General features: G+C 61.3%; 9 protein-coding genes. 5 read left to right on the top strand and 4 right to left on the bottom strand.

Translation table 11 applies throughout. The features are described 5' to 3' along the window. Positions 1-211: 211 nt before the first annotated feature. Positions 212-3,289: an NACHT domain-containing protein gene (locus tag AC3WOS_RS27845; RefSeq protein ID WP_492720484.1), complete on the top strand. Its 3,078-nt coding sequence runs from the start codon at positions 212-214 to the stop codon at positions 3,287-3,289. A 15-nt stretch (positions 3,290-3,304) separates the two neighbouring features. Here AC3WOS_RS27845 and AC3WOS_RS27840 read toward each other — a convergent pair whose 3' ends face one another. Further along, positions 3,305-3,949, bottom strand: a complete 645-nt coding sequence (locus tag AC3WOS_RS27840) for a DJ-1/PfpI family protein (RefSeq protein WP_492720482.1) — start codon at positions 3,947-3,949, stop codon at positions 3,305-3,307. 15 nt (positions 3,950-3,964) lie between these two features. On the opposite strand from AC3WOS_RS27840, the gene AC3WOS_RS27835 reads away from it, so the two are divergent. Next, positions 3,965-4,423 carry a LytR/AlgR family response regulator transcription factor gene (locus AC3WOS_RS27835; protein ID WP_492720480.1) on the top strand — a complete coding sequence of 153 codons (459 nt, stop codon included), beginning with the start codon at positions 3,965-3,967 and terminating at the stop codon, positions 4,421-4,423. Here AC3WOS_RS27835 and AC3WOS_RS27830 read toward each other — a convergent pair. Together AC3WOS_RS27830 and AC3WOS_RS27825 are read right to left on the bottom strand one after the other, a co-directional pair. Next, entirely contained in the window at positions 4,420-5,175 is a 756-nt protein-coding gene (locus AC3WOS_RS27830) for an anti-sigma factor family protein (protein ID WP_492720478.1), read from the bottom strand. The two genes, AC3WOS_RS27835 and AC3WOS_RS27830, sit on opposite strands and share 4 nt — an antisense overlap. Next, complete coding sequence (locus tag AC3WOS_RS27825) at positions 5,175-5,672, bottom strand: RNA polymerase sigma factor (RefSeq protein WP_492720476.1); 498 nt, start codon at positions 5,670-5,672, stop codon at positions 5,175-5,177. Before AC3WOS_RS27825 ends, AC3WOS_RS27830 begins: the two co-directional genes overlap by 1 nt. 96 nt (positions 5,673-5,768) lie before the next feature. Between AC3WOS_RS27825 and AC3WOS_RS27820 the strand changes: the two genes are divergently transcribed. Together AC3WOS_RS27820 and AC3WOS_RS27815 are read left to right on the top strand one after the other, a co-directional pair. Beyond that, complete coding sequence (locus AC3WOS_RS27820) at positions 5,769-7,106, top strand: S8 family serine peptidase (RefSeq protein WP_492720474.1); 1,338 nt, start codon at positions 5,769-5,771, stop codon at positions 7,104-7,106. 103 nt (positions 7,107-7,209) lie between these two features. Further along, positions 7,210-8,142 (top strand): hypothetical protein, encoded by a 933-nt coding sequence (locus tag AC3WOS_RS27815; protein ID WP_492720472.1) that lies wholly within the window; start codon positions 7,210-7,212, stop codon positions 8,140-8,142. 107 nt (positions 8,143-8,249) lie between these two features. Here the strand turns inward: AC3WOS_RS27815 and AC3WOS_RS27810 are convergent, their stop codons facing one another. Then, on the bottom strand, positions 8,250-9,068 hold the full coding sequence (locus AC3WOS_RS27810) for a class I SAM-dependent methyltransferase (RefSeq protein WP_492720469.1): 819 nt from the start codon (positions 9,066-9,068) through the stop codon (positions 8,250-8,252). Positions 9,069-9,520: 452 nt separating this feature from the next. On the opposite strand from AC3WOS_RS27810, the gene AC3WOS_RS27805 reads away from it, so the two are divergent. Further along, positions 9,521-11,104 (top strand): isocitrate lyase, encoded by a 1,584-nt coding sequence (locus AC3WOS_RS27805; RefSeq protein ID WP_492720466.1) that lies wholly within the window; start codon positions 9,521-9,523, stop codon positions 11,102-11,104. Positions 11,105-11,188: the final 84 nt, after the last annotated feature.

The raw sequence follows: 11,188 nt of genomic DNA, 5'->3' as shown, positions 1-11,188 counted from the left end.
AAGCCCCCCCCCTGGACCGCGCCCCCCAATTTGCTGACGTTCTTGTTTTAGCCCTAACGTTACGTCAAGACGCCGGGCGACGCCATTGTTAATCTCTCTATTCGCACATTCTGTGCCCACAAAAGTATATCTTGATGGCATTATTGCCAAATAATTCAAACTGTGGTTGCGCTCTCGCAAACACGAAACAGTACATTATTCGGAGTATCTTGTGACCAATCAATTTACGTCTTCGCATCGCTTGGTCTTGGCCATTCTCGGGCTTTCCATCGTAACTATGATCGCATCCGTCATCTTCCTGCCTGGCATCGCCACGCCAATGATCGCGATCCTAATTTGTGCAGTACTTTGGCTGCTGCGCCCATTGATCCTCCCACCAGGAGCAGGTGCAACCAAGGTACGGGTGCTCTCTTTGCTTGGAATTTTCTCTCTCGCCGGCTCTCACAGCCTGTGGGGTGACATTGTTAACACTCTGGCGAAAGCATTGTCCTCCGACCCACAGATCCTACGTGCGGCACCATGGATCGCGCAAGTTGAATTGGTAACCGAACCGTCCATAACGGTATTAATGTTCGCGGCGATAAGCGTTTTAATCGTCAACTATTTCATGGTGGACAAGACGATAGGCGGCGGTCATCCGGTACCGCTAAATAAGGATTTTCCAGAGCCAAGTTTTAAGGTAAAACTCAATTCGTTCTGCTCTGCGCTGCGCCAGCATTTAGAAACCACGGATCGTCAAACAAATTGGAGTCCAGATTATTACACTGAGCTTGAGGCTGAGGTAGAAATCATACCAATCGGCGGAACGAGCGGCAAAAAACGCATCGTCAATTTACAGACGGCCTTGCGCTCTGAACGGCGCACCCAAGCATTTCTCGTACTTGGCGATCCAGGCGGAGGAAAAAGTGTGGCCCTTCGCAAACTGGCCAGGGATATGCTCGCAGAGGTGAATAGCACCGGCCGCATACCCCTGTACATCAATCTGCGCGAATGGCTACCTGCCGGTGGACGACGCGCAGCTGCCTGGACGGAGCAGACACCACCAACCATCAAAGATCTCGAAGCGTTCGTCTTGGAAAACATTAAGGCACGTGGCGATGTTTTTACCGAGGAATTTGTCGATGCTCATTTCCGCGATCTGTGGCAACACGGGCGGCTGTTCTTCATTTTTGATTCTTTCGACGAGATCCCGGAACTTCTGGATGTAAATGAAGAGTCATGGTTAATTGACTGCCTATCTGACCTACTTTCACGATTCATTTCTACCAACATCAACGCTAGAGGCGTACTCGCGTCCCGCATGTTCCGACGTCCCACGCAAGCTTTTCTCGCGCAAAAGATCCTTGATATTCGCCCCATGTCGGAAGAGCGCATAGTTATGGCGCTCGCCAGATATCCAAAATTCACAGCCGAATTACAATTCCAACTATTCAGGGACCGTCATGATTTAGTCCCCATCGCGCGCAATCCGTTCCTCATGGCTTTGCTCGGCGAATGGGTCAACAACCATTGCGCACTTCCCCTGAACCAAGGAGATTTATACCAAGACTATCTGATAAATCGACTGAACAAAGTAGAAGCGAGAATTTTCAAGCACGGACTAACCGTGCATGACATTCTGAATAGTGCAACCCAGATCGCGGGGTTTGTGTTCAACTCGCCTGCTTATGGACTAGAGGCGCCAGTATCCGTATTGAAGGGCGAGCAGTCGATCAATCACGCGGACGCAGCCATAGACGTCTTACATTACGCGCGAATTGCGCGCGTGACGACCGGCGACGCGATTTCATTTGCTTTTGTCCATCGTCGCTTCTTAGAGTACTTGGTCACGACAAGCCTGCTGGCCACACCTGACAATCTCCCAATTGAACATATCCCCTCCGATTCACGAGGACGCGATGCAATGGTCCTGTACGCGCAGCTGTGCAACGATGAAACGGCACAGCGTCTTGCGCAATTGTGCTGGAGAGAGATTTGCGAACATTTCGACAATCCAATTAGCCGTCTGCGGGCGATTCACAGCCTACGGTTCCTTACCGACGCGTTCCGCGCTCGACGCGAGGCGATTGCGCCGTTCGCGCAAGAACTGGAATCATTCATCGGCATGCACATAAAGGAAACGGACGGTCTCATTCAAGCAAAAATTTGCCTGGAAGCTACGGGATTGCTGGCAGATACTGCGGCTCGTCCCATTCTGCAGTCAGCCATGTCTGGCAAGAATTCATGGTTGCGCGAAACAGCATTCCGTGCTTGTCGCCATTTGCCAAAAATATCGCCAGAACTCCAGGAATTAATTAATTCGTATGTCATCAACATGCCAGCTCGCCAATTTTGGGATAACAGACGCGCGTTGATTTTCTCACTGGCACTTTCTGATTCGTTACGAGAAACACACCGGATTGCCACATGGCGCAAGCGTAATCTAGTGGTGTCGATTTGTGCATTGACAGTTGGCATTATTATCTATCCCTTCTTAGGCATCCTAGTCAGTGTATGGGCGGCAACCCCGAGCATCATTGAAAATCTTTTCTCGCCGACCATAAAAAGAGTTGAAAAAATTCTAAGATTGAAACACCAAATTTCCACAGACCGACAACCGGTCTCGCAAGGAACGTTCTTCAGGATCTACCAGCATATATTCGGCCTGTTCATACTGTTAGTAGCTTCTGCAAGAATAGTAAAAGTCAAACCGAGTGCTCTCCATGAGGCTACTATGACATGGATGCTGACGCCGTTCCAATTAGCAAATTCAGAATTAATTTCCGGCATCATGATAATCATCGGCTTACTATCGTGGGATTGGTTATTAATTCGCTTCATAGGTAGTAGCCTAAAGGAATTTTTCGAACTTTCATTCAGTTCGCGATTTAAATTAATACTTTCAATAATTTTTGCTGCCGTTTTAATCGGCGCAGCGACCGTTGGCCTGATTTGGATTGAAAAGAATCTATCAGAATGGATGAGAAGGCTTATATTGATAATAGTAGCGATCCCTATTCTAATTCCTCTTTCCATCTCGTCAATTCTAGAAGCTTATGATTATCTGCGCGAATGGCTTATCATTCGTGAAATAGCAATAACATCTAGAATGTCACGTCAGGAGATAGCCAACATATTGGACCAATTAAAATGGCCAAGATTGCGCTTGACCATAATCCGACGCTTGGCTGAGCGAAAAACAGAGGCCACTGGTAATTGGCCCGACGACTTCAAGCTCTCAGTATCCGGTGACCAAGCCATTACGGAACTAGCAAAACTAGAGGAACGCTGGCTTAAACTGGACCGATAGCTTGGCCTGTCGCGTTTATATGGCCAGGAATCGGGCAGGACTGACATCGAACGCCGCTTTGTGTTCACTCATGCAGAAGTAGTAGGTGCGTCCCCGATAAACGGTGAATGGCGCCGTCGCCTTGTCCACGTCCATGTCGCACACGGCGCACAGCGGATGCCGGTCGGTCGAACGGCGCCGCTTGGCATATGCCTGGTTGGATGCGGGGTTCAACCAGCCCCGGCCCTGGTATTCCAGCTGATCGGTGGTCTTGAGCGCGACATCGCGGCCGTAATAGCGCTCCACCACGCGCAGCGCCAGGTCCATCCCGGAGGACAGGCCGCCGGAACTGGCAAACTTGCCCGATTCCACGCAGCGTGCGCCGCGCTTGAGCACAATATCGGGAAACTCCATCATGAATTGCACGTAGGCGCCGTGATGGGTGGTTGCCGCCTTGCCCGCCAACAGCCCCGTCTTGGCCAGCACGAAGGCGCCGGTGCAGATCGAGATGGTCAGGTCGGCAGTGTGCGCCGCCTCCTGGATCCACGCGATCGTCGCCGCGTCCGGGTCGCTCTGCGCGGGGATGATGATGACCTGGGGCGCCGGCGCCGTGGCAAAGGTGCAGTCGGGCACGATGGTCATCCCCCCGCTCGCCTTGATCCGCGCCGTCGTCTTGGCCACCGTGTAAAGTTCGCCTTGCGCGCCTTCGAAGTGGGCGCGCTCGACTACCTGCCCAAGCCGTTCGACGACCAGCGCTTCGAACGGGTGCTGGCGCGGGCGAAGGAGCGCCTGCGGGCGCCCAGCGCGCACCGGCGCCTGATCATCAAGAACGGCAATACGCTGGAGGTGGTCAAGTTCGCCGACATCGACTGGATCGAGGCCAGCGACTATTACGCCACCGTCCACGTCGGAACAAGAAGCCATATGCTGCGCCGCAGCCTGGCAGACCTGGAGCTGCTGCTGGCGGCCCACGGCTTTTGCCGCATCCACCGCTCCTGCATCGTCAATCTGGACCGGGTCCGCGCGCTGGAGATCCGGGAAGACGGTGAATACGACGTGCTCCTGCACTCAGGCCAGCAGTTGCGCATGAGCAGACGCTACCGGAAGCCCATCCTGGAGCGGCTCGGTTCGCCACCGGGCTGCGGCGCCAGTTAGCGCACCCAGCCCCGCTGCCGGGCCGCCCGTTCGGCGCTGGCGTCGAACGCGGGGCCGGCGATGCGCGCGTCGATGGCGTCCAGTACAGCGGCCGGCATGGCACTGCCGGCCTGGCGATAATCGCCCGCCGCGCCCTTGCCCGCTTCAGCCATCACGGCCAGCTGCCAATGGTCGCCGCTGCGGCAGGCCAGGCCGGCCGCAGCGCCGGCCGTGAAACTGCGACACAGCGCGCCGTCGCGGGCGGCGAAAGTCACGCCGATCCGCACGCCGGCGCTGGCGGCCGGCCCGGCATCGGCCCCGGCCAACTGCCGCGAGAGCGCCTCATCGAGCGAACCGCGCGCCACCAGCACGCCGTCGGCGCCGCTGGCCACCGCCATGGGAGTGTCGCGCCCGCCGACCACCAGGCTGCCGGCCAATACGCCCACCGCCAGCGAGGCCGCAACCGCGCTCCACTCGGGCCAGGACCAGCGCCGCAACACGGCGTCGCGCGCGGTGCGGGCGGCACGGGCGGCGCGGGCCGCGTCGAGGTCGCTCACCTTGCCGGGCATGGCGGCGGCCAGCAACGCCGCCGGCACCGGCTCGTCAACGACGGGGGCGAACGCGGCGAACACATCCTCGCGCAGCGCCCGGTGCTGCGCCACCCGGGCCGCCAGGGCGGGATCGTCCACCAGCGCCCGGTCGATTTCGCTGCGCACCGGGTCGGGCAGTTCGCCGTCCGCATAGGCCATCAGGGTTTCGTCGGAAAAACTCATCACACCTTCCTCGCTTGATCGGATAACAGTTGTTGCAACGCCGTGCGGGCCCGCACCAGCCGGCTGGTCAGCGTGCCCAGCGGGATTTCCAGCACCTCGGCCGCCTCCTTGTAGGGCAAGCCGTCCACCAGCACCAGCGCGACCACCAGCCGGTGCTCGTCCGACAGCAGGCTGACGGCCTTCTGGATCGCCATGCGCTGCTGGTGCGCCTCGGCCGAGCCGTCGCCCACATGCTCGCCCGCCTCCTCGGACGCGAACAGGGTGTCGCGCCGGATGCGCGCGCGCACTTCGTCGATCCAGGCGTTCTTCATGATGCGAAAGATCCAGCTATCGAGCCGGCTGCCCGGTTCCCATTGCGCGCCGCGGTTCAGCGCCCGCTCAACGGCGATCTGCACCAGGTCGTCCGCATCCTCCCGGTTGAAGGTGATGGTGCGGGCGAAGCGGCGCAGGCGCGGCAGCAAGGCGGCAATGTCGGAAGCAAGCGTGGCAGCGGTCATGGATAGCAGGTAAACGATGGGGCGATGGATTTTAATCCCTGTCCCGTTCGTTTATTGGTCATAAATTCCGATTCCTTATACTATCATTTGCCCATCATGCCTATCCGACCCAACCGTACCGTACGCTGCGCGCGACTGGCCCTGGCCCTGTTGCTGGCGCTCGCCGCAGCCAGCGCCGGCGCCCAGCTGCACCTGCCGTCGCTGCCGTTGCCGACGGTGCCGGACCGGCTCGACGCGCTCAGCCGCGACCAGCTGCGCGATACCGGCCGGCGCCTGCTGGACCGTGCCGACAGCGGCGACTTGCTCACCCTGCGCCTGAACCAGGCCGCCGCCCTGCTGCGCCAGCACCGCGAGGTGCTGGAAGCGGACCCGCGCGGCCAGCCGGTGGTGCGGCGCGCCATCCTGGCCTGGTCGCCGGGCGCCGCCGGCCTGGCCGCCGCCCGGGCCCTCGGCTTGAGTGTGGTGGACGAACGCGCGCTGGGCGACGGCGACGCGATGGTCACGCTGCGTGTGCCCGAGCAGGTCGATACGGCCGCCGCGCTCGCGCAACTGCGCGCGCGCGATTTGCAGGGCGTGTACGACTTCGACCACATCTACACGGGCAGCGGCGCGCCGTCGCCCCACCCGGCCGCGCCCGGCGGCGGCGCCAATGGCGCGCCGGCGGACACGGCGGCAACGGTCCGCGTCGGCCTGATCGACAGCGGTATCGAACGCGAACATGACGTCTTTCGCGACGCCGCCATCGTTTCCTGGGGCTGCGAAGGAAGCGCCCACCCCAGCGCGCACGGCACGGCCGTGGCCGCCCTGATGGTGGGCCATTCGTCGCGCTTCCAGGGCGTGGCGCCGCAAGCCACGCTGTACGCGGCCGACATTTATTGCGACAGCGGTACGGGCGGCTCGGCGGCACGCATCGTCGGCGCGCTCGACTGGCTGGCGCGGCAACGGGTGGCCGTCATTAACCTCAGCCTGGTGGGGCCGCCCAACCTGATACTGGAACGAGGCGTCGCCACCATGGTCAAGCGCGGCCATCTGCTGGTGGCGGCGGTGGGCAACGACGGCCCGGCTGCGCCGCCGCTGTATCCGGCCAGCTATCCTGGGGTGGTGGGGGTGAGCGGCGTCGACCGCCAGGGCCGGCCCCTGCCGGAGGCGGCACGGGGGCCGCAGGTGATGTTCGCCGCGCCCGGCAGCCAGATGGTCAGCGCCGCCATCGGCAGCCCGCCGTATCGCATCGTGCGCGGCACCTCGTTCGCCGCGCCCATCGTGGCGGCGCTGCTGGCGGGCGTACTGGAACGGCCCGCGCCCGCCGCCGCCAGGCTGGCCATCGACAACATGGCGAAACGGGCGACGGGCGGGAACGCCGGCACCGTCAGCGCGGAGATCGGATATGGCGTGCTCGGCGCCGCGCTGCGCAACGATCCCGCCGCCTTTCGCTGATCGTTGAAAATTTTTTTTCAGGGCGACGGATTAAACGGCCGGCGCCGGGCGTTTTCCTTTCAACAGCTGCGGATCGTCCGTGGCACTGACCAGGAGAACTACCATGAAAAACTGCACGCTCGCCAAACAACTGCTCATCGTCCTGACCATCGGCACGGCCGGTGCCGCCCACGCACAGTTGCTGGGCCGGGGTGGCGCCATCGGCGGCATGGTCGGCGGCGGGGGCAGCTTCAGCGGCATGGCGTCGTTCGATCGCGGCGCGATCCGGGACACCGTCCGCCCGGCCGCCACCGCCGTCGATGCCGATCAAGTGCGCCAGGGGCGCTCCGCAGCCGGCAACGCCGCGGGGGAAGCAAGCGGCAACGGCTCGGCCGCACTGCAAGGCACGGCGGCGGCCGGCCGGAAGCTGGCATCGGAAGAACAGGCAAGCGGCAACGGTTCGACCGCGCTGCTGGGTACGGCGGCGATGGAACGCAAACAGGCAGCGGAGGGGCAGGCAAGCGGCAACGGCTCGGCAGCGGCGCAGGGTACGGCGGCGATGGAACGCAAGCTGGCATCGGAAGGGCAGGCAAGCGGCAACGGCTCGGCAGCGCTGCAGAATACGGCGGCGATGGGACGGAAACTGGCATCCGAAGCGCAGGCAGGCGGCAACGGCTCGGCAGCGCTGCAGAATACGGCGGCGACGGGACGGAAACTGGCATCGGAGGGGCAGGCAAACGGTAGCGGTTCCGCCGGCGGTTCGGGCGGCTCTGGTTCCGGCGCTGCTTTCGGCTCGGGTTCCGGCTCCCTCTCCGGCGGCATGATCGCCCGGCACGCTTCCCATCATGCGGCGCCTGCCACGGCGGCAACGCCGACTCCGGCAACATCGGCAAAACCCGCAAAACCAGCGACCCCGGCAGCGCCGCAAGCCAGGTCGGCCAGCGGTGCTGACGCCACCGGCACGGCCGGTGCGCAGCGTTCGACACGCTCGGGAGGCTCCGTCAACGGCTCCGTCAGCGGCTCGGTGAGCGGCAGCGCTGACGCCTCGACCATGTGACAGCGGCCTCGGCGCTGCGACTCTCCGCCGCAGCGCCGGCCAGCCATCCTGCCGGCATCGCGACCGTTAGCAATACTGATCGACGGCAGCCACCGTTGCAGCCGGGATTATTTTTCTATCGTGACGACATGGGCCCGAATCTGCCCATCGACCGCCCCCTCCCCAAAGCGCGCGACCAGTGCCGCTTCGGCCAGGCCGGTCGCCTCGTCCAGGCTGGGCACGCGGCGCGCCTCGATTTCGCCGCGCCAGGGCGTGCCCTGGCAATAGGCAAAAGCAGGTATCCGCGCCGACTCAGCCCGGCTACGCGCCGTCACGGTGGCGAAGTCCGGTGTTTTCTCAAATCCGCCATCCCTCAGGTCCTGCGCGATGGCGCCGGTGTCAAAGTAACCGTGCGGAACGCGCGCCATGAACATCGGCGGATCGGCCGGATAAGCACCGGCCAGCGCCTGGCCGATGACGTTGGCAAAGTCGTTCTCTTCGATCCGGCCCCACACATTGAAAATGAAGGCGCCGCCCGGCCGCAGCACACGGCGCGCCTCCGCATACGCCTTGGCCTTATCGGGAAAGAACATGGCGCCGAACTGGCACACGACGACGTCGAAGGCCCCGTCCGCAAATGGCAGTTGCATCGCATCGGCCTGTTGCCACGTCACGGGCCGGCTGGTGCCTTGGGCGATGGCCTGGTCCAGCATCAGCTGATTGAGGTCGGTGGCCACGATGGCCGTGGCAGCTGGCAACTGGGTCGCCAGCTGTCGCGTCACCACACCGGTGCCGGCGGCAATCTCCAGCACGTGCGCCGGCCGCCGCGCGACCACCCGGCGGCAGATGTCTTCCGCATAGGGCGCGAAGATAAGCGGCACCATAAATTGCGCATAGAGCTGTGGGATGGAACCGGCAAATGCCCGGTCCGCTTCGGATGGCGTCATGGTTCCCTCCTCGCTTGATATGCCCGACCCGCCAGCCTCGCCAGATTCGGCTGGCTCCGCTGACAAGATTCGCAGAAATCGGCCGCCGCGTCCATTGCGATCCCAACCGTGTGCGCACTGACGGCGCGACCATGGCGCGGCAAGCACTTACATGGCCTCCGTGAAACATGATTCCATATTACGAAATTCGGATGCCGAAAAAACGGGCACCGTCATTCCATTTTTTGAAAATACATTCCACATACTGAAAAACAAGAACTAAACCGTTGAAATAAAACGACATTATTCGAGTTATATGTCTTATATAAGACTTGTGCCTTTCCCCAAAAACGTTCTATTATTCTTCCATGCAGTTTGCTTCGGTATCAGCACCATGTCGCAGCACGAGCGGCCAGCGCGCAGCGACAGGAATACGGTTTTCTCATTTTTGCTTCATTCATTAGGAGATTCACATGTCCAAGTACCAAGACGACATCCAAGCCATCGCCACCTTGAAAGACCAGCAAGGCAGCGCATGGAACGCGATCAATCCTGAGTCCGCCGCCCGTATGCGCGCCCAGAACCGCTTCAAGACCGGTCTGGATATCGCCAAGTACACCGCCAAGATCATGCGCGCCGACATGGCCAACTACGATGCCGACTCGTCCAAGTACACCCAGTCGCTGGGCTGCTGGCACGGTTTCATCGGTCAACAGAAGATGATTTCGATCAAGAAACACTTCAACAGCACCGACCGCCGCTACCTGTACCTGTCGGGCTGGATGGTTGCCGCCCTGCGTTCCGAGTTCGGCCCGCTGCCTGACCAGTCGATGCACGAGAAGACCGCCGTGTCCGACCTGATCCGCGAGCTGTACACCTTCCTGCGCCAGGCTGATGCCCGCGAACTGGGCGGCCTGTTCCGCCAGCTGGACGCCGCCACCAACGCCGCCGACAAGGCCGCCATCCAGTCGCAGATCGACAACCACATCACCCACGTCGTGCCTATCATCGCCGACATCGACGCCGGTTTCGGTAACGCCGAAGCGACCTACCTGCTGGCCAAGCAGTTCATCGAAGCCGGTGCCTGCTGCATCCAGATCGAGAACCAGGTGTCGGACGAGAAGCAATGCGGCCACCAGGATGGTAAAGTCACCGTGCCACACGAAGACTTCCTGGCCAAGATCCGCGCCGTGCGTTACGCCTTCCTGGAACTGGGCGTGGACGACGGTATCATCGTCGCCCGTACCGACTCGCTGGGCGCCGGCCTGACCAAGCAGATCGCCGTCACCCACAAGCCGGGCGACCTGGGCGACCAGTACAACGCCTTCCTGGACTGCGAAGAAGTGTCGGCCGACGCCCTGGGCAACGGCGACGTCGTCATCAAGCGCGAAGGCAAGCTGCTGCGTCCTAAGCGTCTGCCAAGCAACCTGTTCCAGTTCCGCGCCGGCACCGGCGAAGCCCGTTGCGTGCTCGACTGCATCACCTCGCTGCAGAACGGCGCCGACCTGCTGTGGATCGAAACGGAAAAACCACATATCGCCCAGATCGGCGGCATGGTCAGCGAAATCCGCAAGGTCATCCCGAACGCCAAGCTGGTCTACAACAACAGCCCATCGTTCAACTGGACCCTGAACTTCCGTCAGCAAGTGTACGATGCGATGCAAGCTGCCGGTAAGGACGTGTCGTCCTACGACCGCGCCAAGCTGATGAGCGCCGAGTACGACGAGTCGGAACTGGCCCGCACCGCCGACGAGAAGATCCGCACCTTCCAGGCCGACGCGGCCCGCGAAGCCGGCATCTTCCACCACCTGATCACGCTGCCGACCTACCACACGGCCGCTCTGTCGACCGACAACCTGGCCAAGGAATACTTCGGCGACCAGGGTATGCTGGGCTACGTGGCTGGCGTGCAGCGCAAGGAAATCCGTCAGGGTATCGCCTGCGTCAAGCACCAGAACATGTCCGGTTCGGACATCGGCGACGACCACAAGGATTACTTCAGCGGCGAAGCAGCCCTGAAGGCAGGCGGTAAACACAACACGATGAACCAGTTCTAAGACCTGCTTCCCGTGTCACGAAAAAGCTCGCTTCGGCGAGCTTTTTTTATTGCGCCAGGGCATAAGGTACGCCCTGGCGCCGGC

The organism is Rugamonas sp. FW305-51 (assembly GCF_058786935.1).
The sequence above is the reverse complement of the archived record's forward strand: the minus strand, read 5'-3'. Positions and strand labels throughout refer to the sequence as shown.

Coding starts and splice junctions, on each gene's coding strand:
- AC3WOS_RS27820 (WP_492720474.1), top strand. CDS start 5,769: ATGCCTATCCGACCCAACCGTACCGTACGCTGCGCGCGACTGGCCCTG.
- AC3WOS_RS27810 (WP_492720469.1), bottom strand. CDS start 9,068: ATGACGCCATCCGAAGCGGACCGGGCATTTGCCGGTTCCATCCCACAG.
- AC3WOS_RS27830 (WP_492720478.1), bottom strand. CDS start 5,175: ATGAGTTTTTCCGACGAAACCCTGATGGCCTATGCGGACGGCGAACTG.
- AC3WOS_RS27805 (WP_492720466.1), top strand. CDS start 9,521: ATGTCCAAGTACCAAGACGACATCCAAGCCATCGCCACCTTGAAAGAC.
- AC3WOS_RS27815 (WP_492720472.1), top strand. CDS start 7,210: ATGAAAAACTGCACGCTCGCCAAACAACTGCTCATCGTCCTGACCATC.
- AC3WOS_RS27825 (WP_492720476.1), bottom strand. CDS start 5,672: ATGACCGCTGCCACGCTTGCTTCCGACATTGCCGCCTTGCTGCCGCGC.